17 protein-coding genes and 2 pseudogenes are annotated in these 23,217 nt (G+C 49.2%); 14 read left to right on the forward strand and 5 right to left on the reverse strand.

Features of this window, described 5'->3' with window-relative positions; genetic code table 11:
• Positions 1-116: 116 nt before the first annotated feature.
• Positions 117-358 (forward strand): annotated as a pseudogene (locus tag RGV06_RS02585) (AbrB/MazE/SpoVT family DNA-binding domain-containing protein).
• Positions 359-938: 580 nt separating this feature from the next.
• A complete protein-coding gene (locus RGV06_RS02590; RefSeq protein WP_322149292.1) occupies positions 939-1,199 on the forward strand; it encodes a hypothetical protein in 261 nt (86 codons plus the stop codon).
• A gap of 445 nt (positions 1,200-1,644) precedes the next feature.
• Here RGV06_RS02590 and RGV06_RS02595 read toward each other — a convergent pair whose 3' ends face one another.
• The gene (locus tag RGV06_RS02595) at positions 1,645-2,562 is read right to left on the reverse strand and encodes a LysR substrate-binding domain-containing protein (protein WP_322149293.1); all 918 of its coding nucleotides are present in this window, start codon (positions 2,560-2,562) and stop codon (positions 1,645-1,647) included.
• A gap of 191 nt (positions 2,563-2,753) precedes the next feature.
• Here RGV06_RS02595 and RGV06_RS02600 point away from each other — a divergent pair, with 191 nt between their 5' ends.
• The 7 genes and pseudogenes from RGV06_RS02600 (at position 2,754) to RGV06_RS02630 (ending at position 12,191) form a co-directional block, all read left to right on the forward strand.
• Positions 2,754-3,503 (forward strand): SDR family NAD(P)-dependent oxidoreductase, encoded by a 750-nt coding sequence (locus RGV06_RS02600; RefSeq protein WP_322149294.1) that lies wholly within the window; start codon positions 2,754-2,756, stop codon positions 3,501-3,503.
• A 98-nt stretch (positions 3,504-3,601) separates the two neighbouring features.
• The gene (locus RGV06_RS02605; RefSeq protein ID WP_322149295.1) at positions 3,602-4,903 is read left to right on the forward strand and encodes an MFS transporter; all 1,302 of its coding nucleotides are present in this window, start codon (positions 3,602-3,604) and stop codon (positions 4,901-4,903) included.
• Between the two features lie 18 nt (positions 4,904-4,921).
• Positions 4,922-5,770, forward strand: a complete 849-nt coding sequence (locus tag RGV06_RS02610) for a transketolase (RefSeq protein WP_301462090.1) — start codon at positions 4,922-4,924, stop codon at positions 5,768-5,770.
• Positions 5,767-6,789: a transketolase family protein gene (locus RGV06_RS02615; RefSeq protein ID WP_322149296.1), complete on the forward strand. Its 1,023-nt coding sequence runs from the start codon at positions 5,767-5,769 to the stop codon at positions 6,787-6,789. The genes RGV06_RS02610 and RGV06_RS02615 overlap by 4 nt, the downstream gene beginning before the upstream one ends.
• A 1,012-nt stretch (positions 6,790-7,801) precedes the next feature.
• Positions 7,802-8,008 (forward strand): annotated as a pseudogene (locus tag RGV06_RS02620) (hypothetical protein); the annotation flags it as partial.
• Positions 8,009-9,425: 1,417 nt separating this feature from the next.
• A complete protein-coding gene (locus RGV06_RS02625; protein WP_322149297.1) occupies positions 9,426-10,976 on the forward strand; it encodes an EAL domain-containing protein in 1,551 nt (516 codons plus the stop codon).
• A gap of 795 nt (positions 10,977-11,771) precedes the next feature.
• Positions 11,772-12,191 (forward strand): PadR family transcriptional regulator, encoded by a 420-nt coding sequence (locus RGV06_RS02630; protein WP_322149298.1) that lies wholly within the window; start codon positions 11,772-11,774, stop codon positions 12,189-12,191.
• A gap of 851 nt (positions 12,192-13,042) precedes the next feature.
• Here RGV06_RS02630 and RGV06_RS02635 read toward each other — a convergent pair.
• Positions 13,043-14,020, reverse strand: coding sequence for an AraC family transcriptional regulator (locus RGV06_RS02635; RefSeq protein WP_322149299.1), 978 nt, complete (start codon positions 14,018-14,020; stop codon positions 13,043-13,045).
• Between the two features lie 440 nt (positions 14,021-14,460).
• Here RGV06_RS02635 and RGV06_RS02640 point away from each other — a divergent pair, with 440 nt between their 5' ends.
• Both RGV06_RS02640 and RGV06_RS02645 read left to right on the forward strand, forming a co-directional pair.
• Positions 14,461-15,330: a MinD/ParA family ATP-binding protein gene (locus RGV06_RS02640; protein WP_322149300.1), complete on the forward strand. Its 870-nt coding sequence runs from the start codon at positions 14,461-14,463 to the stop codon at positions 15,328-15,330.
• A gap of 57 nt (positions 15,331-15,387) precedes the next feature.
• Positions 15,388-15,795: a hypothetical protein gene (locus tag RGV06_RS02645; RefSeq protein WP_322149302.1), complete on the forward strand. Its 408-nt coding sequence runs from the start codon at positions 15,388-15,390 to the stop codon at positions 15,793-15,795.
• 611 nt (positions 15,796-16,406) lie between these two features.
• Here RGV06_RS02645 and RGV06_RS02650 read toward each other — a convergent pair.
• Both RGV06_RS02650 and RGV06_RS02655 read right to left on the reverse strand, forming a co-directional pair.
• Positions 16,407-17,762: a dicarboxylate/amino acid:cation symporter gene (locus RGV06_RS02650; protein WP_322149304.1), complete on the reverse strand. Its 1,356-nt coding sequence runs from the start codon at positions 17,760-17,762 to the stop codon at positions 16,407-16,409.
• A 107-nt stretch (positions 17,763-17,869) separates the two neighbouring features.
• The gene (locus RGV06_RS02655; protein ID WP_322149305.1) at positions 17,870-18,925 is read right to left on the reverse strand and encodes a tartrate dehydrogenase; all 1,056 of its coding nucleotides are present in this window, start codon (positions 18,923-18,925) and stop codon (positions 17,870-17,872) included.
• Between the two features lie 135 nt (positions 18,926-19,060).
• On the opposite strand from RGV06_RS02655, the gene RGV06_RS02660 reads away from it, so the two are divergent.
• Positions 19,061-19,984, forward strand: coding sequence for a LysR family transcriptional regulator (locus RGV06_RS02660; RefSeq protein ID WP_322149306.1), 924 nt, complete (start codon positions 19,061-19,063; stop codon positions 19,982-19,984).
• A gap of 411 nt (positions 19,985-20,395) precedes the next feature.
• Here the strand turns inward: RGV06_RS02660 and RGV06_RS02665 are convergent, their stop codons facing one another.
• On the reverse strand, positions 20,396-21,610 hold the full coding sequence (locus tag RGV06_RS02665; protein ID WP_322151816.1) for a LysR family transcriptional regulator: 1,215 nt from the start codon (positions 21,608-21,610) through the stop codon (positions 20,396-20,398).
• Positions 21,611-21,764: 154 nt separating this feature from the next.
• Between RGV06_RS02665 and galB the strand changes: the two genes are divergently transcribed.
• Entirely contained in the window at positions 21,765-22,499 is a 735-nt protein-coding gene (galB, locus tag RGV06_RS02670) for a 4-oxalmesaconate hydratase (protein ID WP_322149307.1), read from the forward strand.
• The gene (locus tag RGV06_RS02675; protein WP_201181831.1) at positions 22,496-23,212 is read left to right on the forward strand and encodes a 4-carboxy-4-hydroxy-2-oxoadipate aldolase/oxaloacetate decarboxylase; all 717 of its coding nucleotides are present in this window, start codon (positions 22,496-22,498) and stop codon (positions 23,210-23,212) included. Before galB ends, RGV06_RS02675 begins: the two co-directional genes overlap by 4 nt.
• Positions 23,213-23,217 lie beyond the last annotated feature (5 nt).

Raw genomic sequence — 23,217 nt, forward strand, 5'->3', positions numbered from 1 at the left:
GCAAACAGGAGGACGAAGGCGCTTCTACCCTTAAGCTTGATGATTAACCGGATTATGAAACGTGCCGAATCTACAGATAGGAATGCCTTGCTGGTTCAAAGCAACGGAGACCACACGTGAGAAAGCCACCGATGAAAGTCATCATCGAAGAATCGGATGGTGACGGCGTAATCCGGATTCTCGATTAGGCGTTGCAGTATCTGGAGCTTGATGTCGGGGACTCGCTATATTTGATAGAGGAATTTGTCGGCAACTCGCGTTGCCTTTTCCTCTCAAAAACGCCCCAATCACGGATCGACTGGACGAGTTGACTGAAGCCTGGGATAGCGGACAGTTTGAAAACGCCCTAAAGACATGAGATAGCGAGCAATGCGCGTGCTCTTGACGCATTCACGGAAGACGTCCTGCAGTCGTTGCGATTGAGCTTTCAACCCTGCCGAGTCAGCGTCCTGACGCAAGGTGTACTACACGGACGATTACGGATGTCCGGACGGATACACCACCCTTTTATCACTGCCCTATGTTGTGCCTTTTGGGGTTGGCCAAAGAGCCAACTCGCATCTAGACTGACATACCTTCTGCTTGTTTAAGGCATGTCAGCCACTTATTCTGTAGGACGTATTTTATGCCTTTACCCGTCACGCCGTCATATGAACACTGCCTGCGCGAGTTACGCATCGTATCTATTAACACAGCACAACTAGCCGAACGAATAGCCGTTAGCTTGAATCCACAAGTAGTGTCCATATCCCCTGTTGCTCTACAGACGCAACTGTTCCATCACATGCATGCAGTGAGCTTGCAGCAAACCCAGAGCGCTATACGACTGGCCGGCTGGCTAAATTCATTAGCTAGACAAGGTGGACTATCACACTGCCAAGCTGCAGTGTTTCTGGACGACGCCGTTGCTGTGAGTGGCCAGCAGGAGTTGCCTTAGAATGAGCGCGCACTCGGACTACTCCATAGATCCTTTCTCCAGCATGGCAATTCCAGCCCAAGTTTTGGCAGCTCTACGCGGCCGGCTGAGCGCAATAGAACAAGCTTCCGATACCCAGCAGGTTTACTTGGCGGCTGAAAAGGCTGAGAGCTTTGTAGAGGCTCTAGAAGCCCTCAATGTTCTGAGTCCAGCAAATATATTTAGCATCTATCAGGTGATAGACGCCGTAGCACAAGCACGAACCATGATGCTGATACTGTGATCAAACGAAGAGAGAAATGCTAGCTGTCTCGGCGTTTACGCCAAGTTGTGCGGGTAGCCCCAGGGCAATTCTAGAACTGCTCAAGGGGAGACATTCAGATAATATTATCACACACTGTAACTTACGACAGATAGCCCGGATAAAACTGTATTGTGTTGACAACTGCTTAAGATAGCTGAGCAATAATCAATCGACACCAAAATCATCCAGCGAAAATGTAACACCCATATCCATGAGGCTCCACCTAGTCGTACTTCGCCTTTCTACTCTTTCAAGGCTTTATGGCTTCCTCTCTTGTCATCCAAGTTTCGCCGAGGTGAGGTTTTTCGTAAGCCTTCACCTGCTGAGACTTGTGAGTACTTGCTTTTGAGCCAGGCCTCTTTGCCCCAAATGAGCGACTTCCAACTTTAGGAAGATGTAGCAACAGTCACCGTAACTAAAGTGATCAAAATACAAAACTATGCCCCAACTCTGCTTCCATCCACTCCAGAAATCGCCTGACTCGAGGAAAACTGGAGTGCGCCTTTGGAAACACCAAATGGTGGGCGGCTACTGGGGAACTCAATGCTTCCGGTTCGACTTCAACCAAGGCGCCGCTGGCTAGATATTTTTGCGCTAGTAGTGCGCTTTCGAGCGCGAATCCCAAGCCGTGACTCGCTGCTTCGAGAGTCATATACGAACGATCAAAACTTAGAGCATACGGGTTTTCCGGGCGGGCTAAACCGTGCTGTGCAAACCATTCCGGCCACCTGAGCAGAGTCGCCTCAGAAAGAATCAGATCCTCCGCCAGAAGATCTGCTGCGCTGTTAATGGGATAACGAACAAGTAGCTTCGGAGAAGCAAGGACGGCAAACCTTTCATTACGCACAGTCCTGACTTCATAGCTAGGCCAGTTAGGCCGTCCATGCCGGATATCGACATCGATCTTATCTCGGCTGAAATGCAGCGACTCGTAGGAGCATGAGAGATTTATCTGAATATCCGGGTTACTCAGCCGAAAGGCCTCAAGCCTAGGCATAAGCCAAAGCAGTCCGAAACTTGGGGAAGAATGAAGTCTCAGGCAATCGAGACTGACGTCACTGGCTGCACGCTCTGTCGCAACCTCCAAGCTTTGCAATATTCCCGAGATATCTTTCAAATACTGCTCGCCAACCGGTGTCAACGTTACCCCGCGCGCCGCTCGTACGAATAGCTGTCGACCAATCATAACCTCCAATTTAGCCAGTTGGTGGCTGATTGCTGAAGGCGTGAGATCCAGCACTTCTGCCGCCCGGGCGAGGTTGCCAAAACGGGCCGTCTGCTCGAAGGCTTGAATTGCTCTCAGCGGTGGTAGGTTCGATGGCGTGTGGTCGTCGTGGCGCATTAGTGCTCCGCCTTTTATTTTTGTGGTCGTTACGGGACAGCACTATTCAACCATTAGTGTTTGGGAATGACGAGAGGTGAATTTTATTCATCTAACAGTGACGTTTGCGTTATTGCTCAGCATGCCTGCCAAGGCCACTCTGAATCATCGATCACCGAATCGAACCATAAAAACAATCAGAGGTATCCCCTATGCTTCTTCAAGGTAAAGTTGCAATCATCACCGGCGCAGCATCGGAACGAGGAATCGGCCGCGCAACTGCCATCACCTTCGCCAAACACGGTGCTCATGTAGTGATTCTGGATCTCGACGAATCCGCTGCCCGCGACGCAGCTGCCACTCTCGGCGAGGGCCATCTGGGTCTTGCCGCCAACGTCGCGGACGAAACCCAAGTCAAAGAAGCTGTCGCGAAAGTCATCGAGCGATTTGGCCGCATTGACATACTGATCAACAACGCCGGCATCACACAGCCCATCAAGACGCTGGATATCCGCCCTTCCGATTACGATAAGGTTCTGGATGTCAGCCTGCGCGGCACATTGTTGATGTCACAAGCCGTCATTCCCTCCATGCGTACGCAGTCATCCGGCAGCATCGTTTGCATGTCGTCTGTCTCAGCCCAGCGCGGTGGCGGCATTTTCGGCGGGCCACACTACAGCGCTGCGAAAGCGGGAGTCCTCGGACTAGGCAAAGCAATGGCTCGAGAATTCGGTTCTGACAACATCCGAGTGAACTCCATCACACCTGGCTTGATACACACCGATATCACAGGTGGACTCATGCAGGATGAGCGCCGCCACGCCATCATTGAAAGCATCCCGCTCGGGCGCCTAGGCGCAGCTCAAGATGTCGCCAATGCCGCCCTATTCCTCGCCAGTGACTTGTCCTCCTATCTCACCGGGATCACGTTGGATGTTAACGGCGGTATGTTGATCCACTAAGCATAAATGGCGGGGTCGCCATCGACCCATTAAGTTCTGGATCGAAGGTACGTCGGGCTCATGCCGGGCGTTCTATAAAAACAAGAGATCAGACAATCATGATTAACACCATGACGCTCGACAGCGCCTCCACGGTTCGGTCAAGCGCTTACCGTAAAACTGCCTGGCGCTTGATGCCGTTTTTAATGCTGTGCTACCTCTGCGCCTACCTCGACCGGGTTAACGTAGGTTTCGCCAAGCTCCAGATGATGAGTGATTTATCCCTCAGTGAGGCCGTATATGGGCTCGGAGCTGGGGTGTTTTTTCTCGGTTATTTCCTGTGCGAGGTGCCCAGCAATCTCATCCTCCACAAGGTTGGAGCTCGGCGCTGGATCGCACGCATTATGATTTCGTGGGGCATCATTTCTGCCCTCTTCGCTTTCGTCGAAACAGCTTGGCAGTTCTACACGCTGCGTTTTCTACTTGGCATCGCAGAGGCAGGTCTTGCGCCTGGCTTGCTGCTCTACCTCACTTACTGGTTTCCTTCCTATCGCCGCGCAAAAATGACTGTGCTGTGGTTTATCGCCATCCCGCTTTCCGGAATGATTGGCGGGCCTCTTTCAGGCTGGATCATGACGGAGTTCGCAGGCTTTCAGGGCTGGGCTGGGTGGCAGTGGATGTTCGTGATTGAAGCCATTCCAACTGTCATTGTCGGGCTAATGGTACTTGCTTACTTAAAGGATGGCGTCCACCAAGCAACTTGGCTGACCGATGAAGAAAAGGAACTTGTCAGTAAGGAATTGGCCGAGGACAACAGCCAAAAGGTCACTCACGCTTCGGTCGGAGAGTTCCTACGAGATCGTCGCCTGTGGATTCTCGCCTGCATCTACTTTTGTGTGGTAATGGGCCAATACGCGATCACTTTCTGGTTGCCAACCCTGATCCGCAACGCCGGTGTTTCCGACACCATGCACATCGGTTTGCTCACCAGCCTTCCGTACATGTGCGCCATCGTAGCAATGGTGTTTATGGGTCGCAGCGGGGACAAACACCAAGAGCGTCGCTGGCACCTGGTCGGGCCAATGATTGCGGGTGCGCTGGGCCTAACGCTGGCGGCAGTGTTCGGAGGTAACCTGGTTCTATCGGTATTGAGCCTGTGCCTAGCGGCGGCAGGTGTTCTTTCTGCCTCGTCACTATTTTGGATGTTGCCTACCACTTTGCTCGGCGGAGTCTCCGCTGCTGCGGGTATTGCCGGGATCAATAGCTTTGCCAATCTCGCGGGGTTCTGCTCGCCTTATCTGATTGGATGGATCACCACCACAACCGGTTCAAGTGCCATTGGTATGTATCTGATCACTGGTGTGCTGTGTATAGGCGCCTGCTTGGTACTACGCATTCCTGCCGCCTCGGTCAATCGTTGAGTTAACGGAGAATTCCCCATGACTGCCACCCCAACTCATGCATCGTCCACTACTTTAGTGCAGCGCGCTCACAACATTCGCCGCCACGCTTTGCGCATGGGCCAAGTTCAGGGCCAAGGCTATGTAGGTCAGGCGTTAGGTGCAGCGGACTTGCTAGCCGTGTCGTACTTCCATGCTTTGAACTACAAACCTGAAGACCCGGAGTGGGAAGAGCGCGATCGCTTTTACCTCTCCATCGGTCACTACGCGATCGCGCTCTATGCAGCATTGATTGAAGCTGAAATCGTGCCCTTGGACGAACTCGAAACATACGGTTCAGATGACAGCCGTTTGCCCATGTCTGGCATGGCCACCTACACACCTGGCATGGAGATCACAGGTGGATCGCTTGGCCAAGGACTGGGAATTGCGGTGGGTGCCTGCCTGGGCTTAAAGCGCAAAAAATCTGCGTCATTCGTTTACAACCTGCTGTCGGACGGCGAACTGAATGAAGGCTCCACTTGGGAAGCAGTGATGTCGGCCTCTCACTGGAAACTCGACAACCTCATCGCCATTGTCGACGTCAATAATCAGCAAGCCGATGGACGTTCTAGTGAAGTGTTGGCGTTTGAACCTATCGTTGATCGATGGCAAGCGTTCGGCTGGTTTACCCAACGAGTAGACGGCAACGACCTGGACGCATTGGTAAAGGCGTTCGACGCAGCCCGCAGTCATCCAGGTTCTCAGCCCAGAGTCATTATCTGCGACACCAAAATGGGCAAAGGCGTGCCATTTCTGGAAACCCGTGAGAAGGCGCACTTTATACGCGTGGATGAGCATGAATGGGATCTTGCGCTGAACAACCTCGATGAGGGGAAAACTGTATGAGCACTACAAATACCAATTCGGCTCAAGCGCCCGTGGTTGTAAAGAAGAAACTGACGACCTCAGCGATGATTGCATCTATAGCCTCTGAAGGTCAGGCCACTAAATCCGCCCCATTTGGTCACGCGTTGGCAGCACTCGCGGATCAGCGAGCAGATATCGTCGGCTTGTCTGCTGACTTGTCAAAATACACTGACTTGCACATCTTCGCCAAAGCTCATCCCGACCGCTTCTACCAGATGGGAATGGCCGAGCAATTGTTGATGAGTGCGGCAGCCGGAATGGCGCGTGAAGGCTTCGTACCCTTCGCCACTACCTATGCGGTGTTTGCCTCGCGTCGCGCCTACGACTTCATCTGCATGGCGATCGCTGAAGAAAATCTTAACGTCAAAATAGTTTGCGGCCTGCCAGGCCTGACCACAGGTTACGGCCCAAGCCACCAGGCCACAGACGACTTGGCCATCTTCAGAGCGATGCCAAATCTGATGATTATCGATCCTTGTGACGCTCTTGAGATCGAACAGGCAGTACCCGCTATCGCGGCCCATCAAGGGCCCGTTTACATGCGGCTGTTACGGGGTAATGTACCTCTTGTGCTCGACGAGTACGGGTACAAATTCGAGATTGGTAAAGCTAAGACATTGCGTACCGGTAATGACGTTTTGATCATCTCCACTGGGCTTATGACGATGCGCGCATTAGAAGCTGCTAAAGAACTTCAGGCTGATGGCGTTGATGTCGCAGTACTGCACGTACCCACTATCAAGCCTTTGGATGAGCAGACCATTCTTGCTGAGGCAAGAAAGCCTGGGCGGTTAGTTGTAACCGCAGAAAATCACTCAATCATTGGTGGTTTGGGAGAAGCAGTGGCAACGGTATTGCTGCGCAATGGCGTAACGCCAACGTTTAGGCAAATTGCTCTACCGGACGCTTTTCTTGATGCAGGAGCGCTTCCAACGCTGCACGACCGCTACGGCATTTCGACTCAGGCCGTGTGTGCGCAGATAAAAGGTTGGCTATAAGAACCTGAACCAGCAGGGGGCCTTATAGGGCCTCCTCGCCACCTGCCCTGGCATTAAAACTGAATCCTAGTGTCTAGAAAACTCGGGACAATTCATTGGCCTGGCTCGCCTCCGCCTAATTGGCTTTGATAGATTTAGTAAGGGCTACCCCTCCTCGCTTGGTAAGATCTATGCCGATGACGTTGATGCCTTCAACGCTGAGAAATCTCACAACGCTGGTCTATTCGTATTTTTGCAACACGGTTAAGAGATCAATAAACCCACCCGGAATTTGTTAGGTGAAGGGGGCGGAATGCCGCGTTTCCAGCGATGAAGGACGACCCTATTGAGGGCGCCTGTCCGTTTTCATGCTCTGTAGCAAAAAGAGCCAGTTTTAGTGCGTGTGAAAACTCGGTCGACACTTAGTACGGCTTTGGAAATCGCAAATGATCAGTAGACATACGGAGCTTTAAATCGCTATCGAATCCCTAGATAACACGCTATCTTAATTGATGGCCATTGGCCTTCAAGGAGCAGGCTATGGGATATACGATTTGCTATAGCTTTAAAGGCTGCAGAATAGTGCTAAAGCACCCTTCAAATTCAGTTAGTGCCCACGACGCAGTGTATTACTCCCTACTTCATTCAGGGGTTGATTTTCGAAGGCAAAGTTCAAAATGGTTGGGGGACTTCTCATCCATACTAGAGATAGCAAGCGAATGCGGGATTACCGACGTGATGTGGCATCGCTCGATTTAATGCTTCTTAGAAGCATTACCACTGATGCGGAGCACTTCGACCACAGAGGCGTAAGCACGCTTTTAGAAACATATACGATAGTGCACCCAGGCTTGATCCAAACGAATGCGAATGGTTTCGATGCAGCAGTGTTCGTTGACCTCTAAGACTTCGAACTGGTGCATCAATAATTGGGGAAATCCAAATTTTCACTCTTCAACTACAATGTAACGCTGCGTAACACTACCAGCGACGCTCACTGCTATGCTCCAAAAGCTCAAGGGAGGGCATGCATATGGCTAGTGAGTATTCGTTAACTGACATACTAGAAAGGATGTACCAAAATCAGCTCGCCCTCGAAGCAGCCCTAATGGAGTTAACACTCCAAGTAGAGGCTCAAGGCCTAACAAGTGTAGGAGGTAACATTCGAGGTGCTCTTGAGACAATCGGCGAGAATGCGTCTCACATCAAGCATGGTCTAGCCCGCCTTGGAAAGATGCCGTGCTGGAGCCGCTCTTGGATTTTTATCTCCATGCGTCTAAAACCTGCATTACATAAATGCAAAAGCCACCATTAATTTTCTGCATCCTGGAACGTGCTGCCGGTGGACAGGTGCTTCCTGTCGTAGTTTGATCGAGAATCGGAGGTGCTAAGGTCTCATCTACCATTCTGATACCAACAAGTCTTTCGGTTACTTGGGTCGCGTTGACATCAGAAGTCAGATAACGGTTTTGTTCCTAACAACGTAGCTGCAACCTTAAAAGAGCTTGGCTGGGCAATTGCTGGCCCCTGACTCGTGGCTTAGATCAATAAACGCTTACTCAACTACGCTAAGGGAGTCGATTTTGTCGAGCCGGGTTAGCCAATTTAGGGGTTGCGTACTCACAAGTCCGAATTTGAGCTTGATCTTCTTCGTGAAGCCGTACATTTCAGTAATGCGGGTATGGAGGCAATGAGGAAAAAGGCCTCCATACCAGGCACTTAAGAATCAGACGCCATGACCAATTCGAACAACGTGGCTATTCGCAGAGGCAGCGCGATGATTGATGCTGCCTGCTCCTCCGGCCCGCCACACTGCGCTATGTTCAGAAGACATGGCACCATAATGGATAACACGACCTCTTGAAATAAGGGATCTCTTCAATTGCGACATGTATGGCGCTGCAATTGGGGGTATTAGCGGGTCTTTTCATGCACGGTGGTGACTGACAACCAGTGGGGTGCAGATCAGAATGCTGTTTATGACGGGGATATCTCAGCTATTGATGCAGGCGTTGCGGCATACCTCCCAGGCGTCTCGCTTCAAGCACTTTATGATGTGATCTTTGCAGAACTCAAAAATCCCGACATTTACTGCGGCTATCCACTACATGGTCACTCTTAAGGTATCGGAGGGGAGTCTCCATGGTTCGTACCTGGTAACAGAACGAAAATTGCAGCCGACATGGCGATTGCAATTGAGTGTATGGCTGGGCGTGAAGGAACTGGACACGTCGAATTTGAGCACAACGCACGGTGCACGCTGAGAGGACTGAGCTTATTTAGACTAGCCATACGCGTCTCTAAAGGATTGCATAAACGCTAGAAAGCCCGTGGCTGTGTACTGGATAGGGCATTCCGGCTTGCCTATATTCACTTTTAGGTATTTACTACATCAGGGAGAGCATAGCTTGTAGCCTGCCAACAATAATCCGCACTCTTGCAGCAAGCGAAAACCTTTAACAAGGTTTAGTTTTACAATAATACAGTCTAAATAAAGCTGTGATAGCCAAGGATCATGCCTCCCCCTCAAAAATAGATTCGCCCGTATCGTTGCGCATAGTATGAATATGTGCAAAAACACCTTTAATGACTCTACATTGCATTTCGTAGCTTTATATAGCTGAAAAATGGAGCGATCAAGAGGTGTCAATATAACAATGACAAGAAAACTGATATTAACTTTAGCAGGCTCCGGCTGCATAACAGCAGGGGTTATTTTGTTTTTTTGCGTATCCCAAATTTTGTGGCTAGTAAGTGCGCACAACAGGGCAGAGTCTTATGCTGTATCTATTTTAAATCACAGTGAAAGCATTGCGAAAAACCTCACATCAACCCTTGACAAATTAAACAACTTGCAGGGGGCGATATGTACTCCAGCCGACCTAAACTCTTTAAAGGTCATATCTTATGATTCCCGCTTTGTAAAAGATGCAGGGAGAATAATAGATGGCAATATAATTTGCTCAGCCATGTGGGGTAATTTACCCTCGCCTTTCCACCTTCAAGGTGACGGCCTAGTAACTAAAAATAACGTGAGACTCTGGAACGATGTATCTAGCTATTTCCCGAGTTCTACGACATTGGATATTTCAGCAAAAAACAAATCCTTTGTTGTAACATCTCCCACTGCATTCACTCGTTACGAATCATATCCAGACGAACTAAGCGCACAGATAAAATCGCATGACAGCAGCGTCATGATTCATTCTTTTGGAGGTGCGACAAATAAAAAAAAACCTGCGCAAGCCGTAAATACAACCTGCTCTGATAAATACGATATCTGTGTTCATACAAAAGTTGATGCAAATATTTTCGCTAAAAAATTTATCGACATCCTTATAATTATTGGCTTGCTTGGTGCGTGTTTCGGGCTGCTGTTTTTTTACACCACTTATCAATTTCTTAGGAGCAAAGAATCACTCACTTACAGATTGAAAAATGCCATTAAGAACGAAATACCCTTTACGGCTTATCAACCAATTGTTCATGGCAATACGGGAGATGTCTCCGGATTTGAGGTACTTGCACGATGGCAGGATAAAAAGCTCGGATCAATTTCGCCTGAATTATTTATTAAAAAAGCAGAGGAACTTGGTTTAAGCGAGCAACTTAACAAAATAATCATCAAAAAAGCACTAAAAGAATGCTCAAACGAATTAGTCAGCAATCCAGATCTATACTTAAGTTTCAACATAGGAACCAATGACTTACTGAAAGGTTCACTTGTTAGCTATCTCTCAGAGCAAGCAAAAGTTTATCATATAATGCCCAATCAGATTGCAGTTGAAATACTTGAAGGTGCAACCGCTGAAATTAGCAAAATTGAAGAAAAAATAGCAGTTCTCAGGAGTGCGGGTCATAAGGTATTGATTGATGATTTCGGGTCAGGATATTCAAGTCTTTCGTATTTGGCCAAGCTCAATATAGACATATTAAAAGTCGACAAATCGTTTACGCAAGCGGCCGGAACAAACTCTCCAGCTGCCATTGTATTGCAGAAAGTCTATGAAATAGCAAAGATTTTGAATGCTAAAATCATATTTGAAGGCGTTGAAACTGAGAGTCAAAAGAATGCGATATTGGCATTTTGTCCTGATGCTCTACTTCAAGGATGGTTATTCAGCAAAGCATTGTCTATCACTGAGTTAACAAAAAAAATCCAATCACAAACTACATTGGGACGACCTATCAACTTCGCACATGACTGAGTTCGGAAGAAGTCTACAAGCTACCTAACCACTAACTATGTGCAGTCAGCAAACGAAAACTCTAGACAGTCAACCTTACCAGCCGTATCAATATTGCCTCACTATCCTTGGCAGGAGTACTCCATGACTTATTGCCGCAACACTCCATCCTAAGCTTATCACACGCAGAGTAGTGCTCTAACTCAACATCTCCATACACCTAAAATCTTAGGCTCCGCCGATACAAACGCCGCATTACTTCTATGGATTCCCTTTTCTCAAACAAAATATCTTCATTAGAGTGTCCGCGTTGAACCCTGGCTTGTATAACCATTAGTGGCTAAATCTATCTATAGGGCTCTTAAACAGCGCATTTAATTTCGCATACCTGCGTGACCTCTTCCCTATGTAGACGAAAAGTCCAAAACCAATCCATATTGGATCCTACTTAATGCCCGACTACTTTTTCTGTGCTCGCCAATTTGTTCGCGTGGACTCCGAATATCTAGGCACTGTAGGAGTTTCTTGTGTGCATCCATAGTGTACTAGAATCCAAGGTGGATGATTCGATTTCAAGTTTGTCCGTAATCGAAGAATCAACATACTCGCCTTTGAAATTAGTGGTTTGTAAGGGCGAGATGTAAGTTATTGAATTGCTTATGAAGCTATGCCTTCTTGAATAGCATGATCCTAACCAGCCAATACCTTGACCTTAAATGCATAAACTGGCATTTTTACCCGTAGCCGACGAAATTCCAGTTTCTGAGCAGTTGATTTTTTTTAGCGCACTGAAAACCATTGGGCAGAATCGCAACCATGACCAAGTCAACAGTAGCACCGTCGAAAGCAGCCAAGTCTGTGACTGATTACACAGACCGAATGTACTGGAACGGCATGATCAAAATGAGTCTATCCAAGTTTTTCATACTGGGTGTTTTGCACGACCGGCCCATGCACGGCTACGAAATCGCTCGTGAAGTCGAAGCCACTACCCGCGGGTGCTGCGCCCCGGTACACGGCACGATTTACCCGGTACTTCACGAATTTGAGCAAGGCGGTTACATTACAGTCCAAAGCGAAACCGTAGCTGGTCGAGGCCGTAAGGTTTACACGCTGACAGACAAAGGTCATGAGGCTTACGCTGTAGCTACAAAAGCGTGGATGGCGGTAGCCACTCATATCAAGAAGCGAAATAGACTAAGTGCAACACATCCAAAAGACCTCACCCAGGCCTGAATTTGAGTATTAGCGTCAGTTACATGAGAATATGCACAACATCAAAGTTCCTACCGGAGCCAGGGCTAGCGGTCAGTTTAGATTTCCAGATCAACTTCGAGGTGGGCACCTTTCATGCTGGTCGGGAATTTCCCAAACGGCATGACATTCAGTAACTCGCGATCTTCATTGGCTCACCCAGTCTGTAAAGCAAAACCGCACCTACAATGACATGTCCGACTCTAAAATATTCAATGCTCTTCACCATCATGGGCACCGTCTAAGTACTCAACAAATATAAGGGAGGGTGACCGAGCTGTTGTCCATAATTCATCAACAACTTAATGGAGTCGTGGCGACATCTAAAGGCCTGACGAAACGTGGGTAATTAGCTTATCCTGAAGCGACACCACTCCTTCATTGAAATGAGTACCGTTGACCAGCGTTCACCATAGATAATAATTGACTTTCGAATAGTGTTCGATTTAATCGAGCAACTCATCAAAATCGTTTTTCGGACGATCTCACTTAGCCGAACTGTGCTTGAACACACGAAACGGATGTTCAACCGTAGTTCGAACCTGCGTTTTGGCGTAATTAATTTTGCATCGGATACGACCAAAAAACTCTTTCTAACGTACTTTTTCGCTGCGCGGACACCCTGATCTATCTCAATCAGGAAGCGATGACGACAGATCTGCTAAAGTTTGCTGGGATACTCAAAATCGGAGAAGGTCATCTTCTTCGTTAGGTGTCTCGGCGGTAGGAATCGTACCTTCCGCCAAATTTTGAATTACTAATCACGATTTACTTGAATAATATTGCTATATCTTCATTAAAAAACAAATCACCAATCCTAAAGAATATAAAAGCTACTCAATATAGTCACGATACTGTTGAGGCGTCATACCAAACCAACGCAAAATAGACTTATGAAAACTACTCTTTTCGCAAAAACCCAAAGTCGCACATATATATTTAAAATTATAAGCTGTATCCCGAATAAGATGGCGTGCAAGTTCTTTGCGCGCACCTTCAAAAATAGATGTGAAAGTTTCACCTTCATTACGCAGAGCATACTGAAGCGACCTCGAACTTACATTTAGTAGTTTTGAGGTCGACTTAAGTGATGAAATACAGCCAGCGGACAACTCTTGCAAAATAGTATGCTTCACCTTAATAGAAACAAGACCACTATAAGCTTTATGCAACTCAGCCTTAAGAAGTTCAGTATGCAGACTATTAAGCTTTGATGATGCAGTAACCAGAGGAAAATCATAAATCTCCCTGGCAAATATCAAACAATTAGAATCAGATGAAAACCTGATATTGCAACCGAAAACATCAGTTAATACATCTAGCCTTTCCGGCTTTGAATATACAAACTCTGCACCTAGGAGGTTAATTGAATTATAGGGCACTAAAAACTTGATTAGCGCTAAAAAAATTGATGCCCCGGAATCAATAAATACCCGTGGAGCTTTGTATCCTATTTCGAACCCCTCTAATTTAAGAATACCTTCTTCAAACTCAATCTTCAAAAAAGATGCACTACTAATCAAAGAGTGATAATAAACCAATCTCTCTAGCGCTTCACCTAGGGTTTCACATGACATTACCGCATATCCAAGAGTACCTAACATCGCTGGATGCGTATTATTGGCGGCTTTTAACCCAAGGTCTGGATTTCCTGACTCCACAGTTATTTTTGTCAACCATTCATAAACACATTGAATTTCTATATAGTCACCCGACACTAAATGCGGCTGACCCAACTGATTAGTATTGGAGTACTCATAGCCCAGTGCATTACCAAGCAACTTCACATATGACTTGCTAATGTTGAACATCCACTAATCTTCCATGAGGTAAAATCAAATAATTTGACAAGTATTCTTTCATAACAACTTATCAAATCATCGTCAATATGGCTTGCGCGCATGAACACCAATTAGGTATCCTGGGACACTTAGCCGCTTAACAAAACCGTGCAATAATAGCACTGCTAGTCTTTCACAAAACCTATCCTTAAGTAGTAACAGATCATGAGCACCCCCAAAAAAAAGCACGGATGGTTATGGGCTTTTAGAAAAATAAAGTCATACAACTGTACTACAGCTACTGCATTATTCTTGGCTACTGTTTATATTATTCGAGGTGACACAGGTATATTTAGTGACAAGAACAGCTTCACTAGATTTCGAATAAGGCGCTGAAATCATCCGGCAACACAAGATATCTTACTATCCGGTGTTGTTTGAGTTACCGAACTATGAAATGGACGAGCATCATGGACGATAGAAAAAACCCTCAGGTTATAGTTATTGCTAGCGGCAAAGGAGGCACTGGCAAAAGCACCTTATCGATCAATATCTCAATGGCGCTGGCCGAGCTCGGAAGAAGAGTTGCAATCTTAGATGCAAATTTGGAGCTTCCAAGTATTGCAACGCTCCTAAATATTTCACCACCTTACACAATCACTGATTTATTAGAGGGGCGCAGCTCAATTCGAGAAGTCATATATAACGGCCCTCATGGTATAAATTTAATACTCGGAAGTAGCCTACCGAAATCAATGAGGAACTTATCGCCCGCCCATCACTTTGGGATAGTTAACGCCTTCAATGCTCTTGCCAAAGAACTAGACATACTAATAATTGATACTGCACCAGGAATTAACAATTCCACCCTCAACTTTATCAGAGCCTCACAAGACATATTGCTCGTCACAACCAACGAACCAACAGCAATAGCTAGTACAAACGCACTTATAAACACACTACACAGTGCTTACGGACTACACAACTTCAAATTACTTTTCAACATGACTAACAACATGCACGAGGGCAAAAAAGCCTTTAACACATTACAAAAATTGAACAACAACAATATTGGTATATTTTTAACCTATGCTGGACATGTCCACGAGCACAAATCAGCGCGGATTGCGGCTAGTAAAGGTCGAATCTTATACGAGATGTTTCCTAAGTCAGACTTTACGCAAGATATGAAAAAGCTAGCTCAACATATTGAATCGTGGCCCCTTCGTGAAACACCCTCCGGGAATATCGAGTTTTTTATGGACGAACTCATAAACGGATCATCTAGAAGCATGCAGGGGAATGAGAAGCACCTATTGAATACATACATCACAAAATAATTTAAGTACTTATTATTCCTTGTCGAATCGCGCGGCTATTTCATGGATGGATGCAAAATGGCATGGACATTTAAAGATCGTTACAATCCAACCAGGCAAATAACTATAGATGATGAGATACCACTGCTTTTAAAAAGACTAGGAGAAACCTTTCAAGATTTTCGCTACCACAACAGTCTAAGCACGCTAGAACAAAAAGAACTAATTTTAAAAAAAGGGGCTACTTTTGCCAAAATAATTTACATACACACACAAGTTAGTTACTGCTTAGGCACGCATGATTGTCAAAAGGACTTTCACTATCAGCACTATTGTAAAGTAGTTAAAAAAAATCTAATAAATGTTCATCCTATGTTCGCATTAAAAAAATATGCTGAATATATATCACTAATAAGAAATGACAATGAAATATCCCAAAAAAACCTCTTAAAAACAGACTTTAACAGCCTCAATGACAATGAATAAAAACACACAACCTCAACAAATCAGAACAATTGTGATCTTTTAAAATTTCATGGAACTACATATCTTTATTTCTGGATAGAAAAACCTTAATCAATCTCAATAAGTCATCATTCCTTAACAGCTAAACCACATTCAGCCTACCGCTGAGAACCCATTCTGATTCCAATTCGGATGCCAAGGCTAGTCGATTACAGATTACTACACCTTTCTCACATGACCACATCAGTTGCACTACCCTATTTCTCCTATGCTGCTCTGATGTTCGGTATCGACTACAGAGATAACCAGCGAGTCTCTCTGAAATGGATAGTAGGAACGATCTTAGTGATGCATATCGCTGTAATCGGGACTGGGGATGACCGTCATTAACTCACGATGTGACAGGTGAGCCCACAAAAATTTGAGGGCTGCACAGTCAATAAAAAAGGCCCTTCGAAGGGCCTTTTTGTACTCAAACCAAAATCACTTGTCTAGCCATGACTCGACGGTCGCGGAGCTAAACGAACAGCAATACCGACTTCAGAGGTGATCATCTCTCAGCGCGAGATTTTTGAAATATGAAATGCTCAATCAAAATGGCACTAAGCATCGCGTTGGTCAGCGCCAGATATTTACACTCGTGAGGCTTTGTTAAGACTGGGCAGCAAGGGACTGCTCGTTACCGAGGAAGAGGCATGAACAACGTCTGCCCGAACGACCTCAGGCTTTTGCTCTTCGAACTCACCATTCAGTGCCTTGTGCATTTTAACCGTGTCCAGCGCCCCTACCCATTTGGCAATCGCCATGGTGCCGACACCGTTGCCAATGGTATTGGTGATCGCACGTGCTTCCGACATGAAGCGGTCGACGCCCAGTAGCAACACCATGCCCGCTACCGGAATGGTGCCCAGAGAAGACAACGTGGCGGCTAGAATGATAAACCCCGAACCGGTGACACCCGCCGAACCTTTGGAGGTGAACATCAACACTGCCAGCACGATCAATTGGTCGGTCAGCGTCAGCGGCGTGTTGGTTGCCTGGGCAATGAAGATCGCGGCGATAGTATAGTAAATCGCCTGGCCGTCCGGATTGAAGGTCAAACCGGAGGGGATGATCATCCCGGCGACTGGTTTGGACACGCCGGCCTTCTCCATCTTGGAAATCATCTGCGGCAGTACCGATTCCGAAGAACTGGTGCCCAACACGGTGAACAGTTCTTCCTTGATGAATTTCAAAAACTTCCACAGGCTGAAACCGCTGTAGCGGCAGATCGGCCCCAACACGAAGATCACGAACACAGCGCAGGTGAGGTAGACGCAGGCCATCAGCTTGCCGAGCGAGAACAGCGAGCCGAAGCCGTATTTGCCGATGGTGAAGGCGATGGCGCCGAAGGCACCGATAGGCGCCAGGCGCATGACCATGTTGACAATGCGGAACATACCCTGCATCAGACTATCCAGCGTGTCGACAAACGCTTTCCCGCGCGGCCCGACCTGGGCTAGGGCGATGCCGAGCAGAATGGAGAACAGCAAGATTTGTAACACGTTGCCCTTAGCGAAGGCGTCAACGATGGTGTCGGGAATGATGTTCATGACGAAATCCATGAACGAGGTTTGCTTTACCGCTGAGGTGTAAGTAGCCAAGCTGGAGGTATCCAGCGTCGCGACATCGATGTTCATGCCGGCGCCGGGCTTGAATACATCGACCACCACCAGCCCCACTACGAGCGCCAAGGTCGACACCACTTCAAAATACAGCAGCGCACGAAAGCCGACTCGGCCCAGCTCTTTCATGTTTTCCATGCGGGCGATTCCCGTGACTACAGTCAGAAAAATCACCGGCGCTAGAAGCATTTTGATCAGTTTTATAAACGCGTCACCCAAGGGTTTGAGTGCCGCGCCGGTTTCGGGAACGACCCCCCCAACGATTGCGCCGAGGATGACTGCGATGAGCACTTGTACGTAGAGTTTGCCAAATATTCTTTTCATGACAGGGCCCTGATTTTTTATTGTTGTCAGGAAATGCCAAGGAGTCAGATCCAGTGATCTACTCCTTGGCGTTGTGCCGCAGTACTACTTTGAATCACTGGAAGACATCAGCGGTTGATCAACGCGATGACCGCATCCGTGATCTGGCGTGTGGTGGCTGTACCGCCCAGATCCGGGGTGTGCAAACCGCTTTCGGTCACAGCTTCGATGGCGGACATCAGCTGTTTTGCCGCACCGGCTTCGCCCAGGTGTTCGAGCATCATCGCCGCCGTCCAAAAGGTCGCGATCGGGTTGGCCACCCCTTTGCCAGTGATGTCGAAAGCCGAGCCGTGGATCGGTTCGAACATCGAGGGGAATTTACGCGACGGGTTCAGGTTGGCGGTTGGCGCGATGCCCAAGCTGCCAGACAACGCGGCAGCAAGGTCGGACAGTATGTCAGCGTGTAGGTTGGTAGCGACGATCACGTCCAAGGTCGAGGGTTTGAGCACCATGCGTGTGGTCACGGCGTCGACCAGTTCCTTATCGATTTTAATGTCTGGGAAGTCCTTGGCGACCTCGTAGAAAATCTCGTCCCACAACACCATGCCGTGACGCTGGGCGTTGGACTTGGTGACCATGGTCAGGTGTTTGCGTGGGCGGCTTTGCGCCAGTTCAAACGCGAAACGGTGAATGCGTTCGACCCCAGCACGGGTGAATACCGACACTTCGGTTGCCACTTCCTCTGGCAGACCCCGATGCACTCGCCCGCCATTACCCGAGTACTCGCCCTCGGAGTTTTCCCGTACCACTACCCAGTCGATCTGATCACCGTTGTGCAGAGGGCTCTTCACCCCCGGTAGGACACGAGCCGGGCGCACATTGGCGTACTGGTCGAAGCCCTGACAGATCGGCAGGCGCAGGCCCCACAACGAAATGTGATCAGGTACGTTGAGTGCACCCACGGCGCCGAAGAAAATCGCGTCGAAGGTTTTAAGTTCTTCCAGGCCACCTGTGGGGATGTAGTAGCCGTTTTTCAAGTAGTTATCCGAGTTCCAATCGAAGTGTTTGAAATCCAGTTCGAAGCCGGATTTCTTCGACAAGGCTTGTAGCACCTCGACGCCCGCAGCGATCACTTCAACACCGATACCGTCACCTGGAACCGCAGCAATTTTGTATGCGCTCATGTCAAATCCACTCTCGTTACGTTCTTGTTGTGCCTGTCGAACAGGCTGTTCAATCAGGGTGTGAACGGAGTATATGTAGTGAACAAATAGGTGTGAGTTACTCAGAATCACTACATAAATAACTTTGAGTTACGAATGAACCCAACTTTGGATTTGTCATTTTTTTACCTTCTGGCCAACAAAGGCAGCCTCGCCGCGACGGCGCGAGAGCTGGGCATAACGCCACCGGCGGTGAGCAAGCGTCTCACCGCGCTGGAGGCTCGATTGGGCGTCCGCTTGGTGAATCGCACCACGCGCTCAATGAGCCTGACCTCAGAAGGTGAACTGCTTTTTTCCCATGCCGCCCGGATCCTGACGCAGATCGATGAGGTTGAGCAGTTGATCAACAGCAGTCGGGCAACACCTAAAGGACTGATCCGCGTCAACGCGTCGCTGGGCTTTGGCCGTCGTTACATCGGCCCAGCTCTCTGCGCATTCTTCGCGCAGTACCCGGAGGTGGAAATACAGCTGGAAATAAGCGATCACCCGCTTGACCTGACTACTCACGGGTTTGACCTGGGCATTCGTTTCGGTACGCTGCCGGACGCCGCCTTGCATGCACGCAAGATCGCGTCCAATCGCCGGTTGTTATGCGCCTCACCGTTGTACCTGGAAAAACACGGCGTGCCGCAACGCCTTTCGGATTTACAGCTACACAACTGCATCTTTCTGCGGCAAAACGAAACGCCTTACGGAGTGTGGAGTTTTACTAACGGTGGGCGTACACAAAACATCAAAGTCCGTGGCGCCTTGGGCTGCAATGACGGTGAAGTGGCCCTGAATTGGGCGTTGGAAGGCTACGGGATTCTTTTGCGAGCAGAGTGGGATATCGCCCGCTATGTACGCAGCGGTCGCTTGCGATTAGTGCTAGAAGACCAGACACCAACCCGCGCCGATGTTTTCGCGGTTTACCCGCAACAGTTACACCTGTCGGCACGAGTGCGCAGCCTGATCGACTTTCTGGTTGAGCGCTTCAAGCACATCGATCATCTGGATGAAGCGGAATCTGTGCATGAATGAATAGAGTTTGACGGCATACACTTCAGTTATAGCTATTGAGGGGCAGAGATCTGTTGCCCCTACCGCACGGACTCTTAAACAACTGCAAAGCTGTTTCCATAGTTGGGACAAATTCAATAAAAAAGGCCCTCAAGGGGGCCCTTTGTACTCAAACCAAAATCACTTGCTCAGCCAGGATTCAATGGTCACTGAGCTGACTCCTATTCTTTCAAAGTTTTGTGATACGGCTTTTGGTTCTACTGCATCGAAAGGATGCGAACATTTGCACCTCCCCCTAGACGGCAGTCAACAGATCGTAGCGAGATGGAAATCCGAATAACTCTAGATAGAAAAATCCAGCGCTTGAAAGCTCTACCACCGTGTTGAAACCAATGGCGTCCTAATTCACCGATCTAAATTGAATCAGGTCTGCTACGGATTTTTCGCCGTTGCCTCCCTCACTACCTCCCGGATCTTGTCCATCAACGCAGTCGCCGCTGGCGACTGGAGCGCTCCCGTCCTTGAGATAAAACCAATTGGTCGCGTTGTATGACTCAAGGAGAGCGGTAGCTGAACAAGATCACCGCTTAGCATTTCGTATTCCAACTGGTGTGCTGAAACAGCGGCAAGCATGTCAGAACGCAGCAGCACTCCTCGCAAAATTGCAAGGTCGCCCGTTTCAATCACGGGGCTGGGGGCGGCGATACCAATATGGCCAAAAAATACGTCTAGCAATTGCCGCGCTGGAGAGCCCGCGCGAGGCAAAATCCAGCGGGCGGCACTCAAGTCTTCATAGACTGGTGGCCTTTTCAACCAAGGGTGGTCGTGGCGTACAAGGATCACCATTTCTTCCTGCAGCAATTCCTCGCTAGACAGGTCACTGGCGTAGGCCAACGGGCGAAGAGCGCCCAGCACAAAATCCACATCGCCTGCACGCAGTTCGCCGGCCAACAAGTCAAATGGACTTTCGTTGGTGACGATTCGAACATAAGGGTGTTCCAGGGTCAGGCGCACTATGGCTTCAGGCAGTATCCCGGTGCGCCCAAGAGGCAGGGCCCCTACGTGCACGACGCCTTGAAGGGAACCACCCAGCGCAGCGATGTCCGCATCGATGTGACGCAGCTCATTCAAGGCTCGACGTACCCGCACTAACATTGCTAGGCATAGATGGGTCGGCAGCAGGCCGTGGGGGGTGCGTTCAAACAGGCTGCAGCCGCTACCCTGCTCAAGTATTTTGATAGCGGCGCTGATCGCTGGCTGGGAGACCCCCAGGATGCTGGCGGTCGTTTGCATATGGTGGGTTTCGCAGAGCTTGGCAAACGCTTCCAGGCGCCGGGTCTGTAATAAGTAAAACGGTTCGGCGGCCTGACCCAACGAGTGCCCGAATAAAGGCGGTACGGCGAGCAACTCAGCCATGGCCCGCCGAGCCCGGGGTATTGCGCGCTCTCCATAATCGGTCAGACGCATACCACTGACGTTGCGCTCAAACAACGCCACGCCGAGGCGTTTCTCCAAGGACAGGATGGCGCGAGTCACTACGGGCTGAGCCCGAAAAAGTACGGCGGAGGCCTTGGATACACTGCCGTGTTCAGCGACACGAAGGAATGCTCGAACCTGCATCAGATTGGGCAATTCAGGACTGTGCATATTCACCTGTCGGCTTTTCAGGAACTGGCCGTACAGCATGCAGAAATCATCCCGATAAGTAAAACGCATACCTCTTGCCGCCGAACGCATTATTCATCACTCACCTCAAATGCGAATGTGGGCTCTATCAAACAGCCGCAAGAAGAGCCCTCCCATGATCAATACAACAAAAACTGCACTGGTCGTCAGCGCCCACTCTGCCGATTTCGTCTGGCGCGCAGGTGGTGCCATCGCCCTGCACGCCCAACAAGGTCACGCCGTTCACATCGTGTGCCTTTCCTACGGAGAAAGAGGTGAGTCGGCCAAGCTCTGGCGCAAAGGCGAGATGTCTGAAGACAAGGTCAAAACCGCGCGTCGCAGCGAGGCTGAAGCCGCAGCGGAGATTCTTGGCGCGAGCGTGGAATTCTTCGACATCGGTGATTACCCGATGCGTGCCGACAAAGAGACGCTGTTCCGCCTGGCAGATGTGTTTCGTCGAGTACAGCCGGAGTTCGTCCTCAGCCACTCGATTAAAGACCCGTACAACTACGATCACCCGTTAGCGATGAACCTGACCCAGGAAGCGCGCATCATCGCCCAAGCTGAGGGCTACAAGCCTGGCGAAAAAATTGTGGGTGCCCCTCCCGTTTACAGCTTCGAACCCCATCAGCCTGAGCAATGCGAATGGCGCCCGGATGTACTGTTGGATATCACCGAGGTCTGGGACAAGAAATACGCCGCCATCCAGTGCATGGCAGGCCAAGAACATCTTTGGGAATACTACACACGCGTCGCACTGCAACGCGGCGTTCAGGCAAAGCGCAATGTGGGGATCGCCTCCACCCGCAACATCGTTTACGCCGAGGGCTATCAAAGCATCTTCCCACGGGTGACGGAGAACCTGGCATGAGCACACTGATCGGAAAAACCGGCATTGTCGTGCGCAACATCCCGCGCGCAGATGCGGCGTTGATCGACGAACTGGATCGCTTTGGCGTGGCTACCGTGCATGAAGCCCAAGGGCGTAAAGGTTTGCTGGATTCTGCCATTCGTCCCATTCAGCAAAACCAGAGCATCAGCGGAACGGCGGTGACCGTGCTGGTCGCGCCGGGCGACAACTGGATGTTTCACGTGGCAGTCGAACAATGCCAACCGGACGATATCCTCGTGGTCGCGACATCGTCGCCCTGCACAGATGGCTACTTCGGCGACTTGCTCGCCACCTCGTTGATGGCCCGAGGGGTACGCGCCCTGATTATCGACGCTGGGGTACGCGATACCCGAACGCTGAGGGACATGGGCTTCAAGGTATGGTCGCGGGCGGTTCATGCCCAAGGCACCGTCAAGGAAACCCTAGGTTCAGTCAACGTGCCCATCATCTGCGCCGGCCAGCTGGTCGAGCCCGGGGATGTCGTAGTCGCTGACGATGACGGCGTGGTCATTGTTCGCCGCGAAGAACTACCTGGCGTGTTTGAAACAAGCCGAAAACGCGCTCGCATCGAAGAGGAGAAACGCGTGCGCCTAGCTGCTGGCGAGCTGGGCCTGGATATCTACGAGATGCGTCAAAAGCTTATCGACCGGGGCCTCACTTATTACGACAGCCTCACTGACGTGCAAGGATGACTTTC

It is taken from the genome of Pseudomonas sp. CCI3.1 (assembly GCF_034313985.1).
GTDB classification, from domain to species: domain Bacteria; phylum Pseudomonadota; class Gammaproteobacteria; order Pseudomonadales; family Pseudomonadaceae; genus Aquipseudomonas; species Aquipseudomonas psychrophila.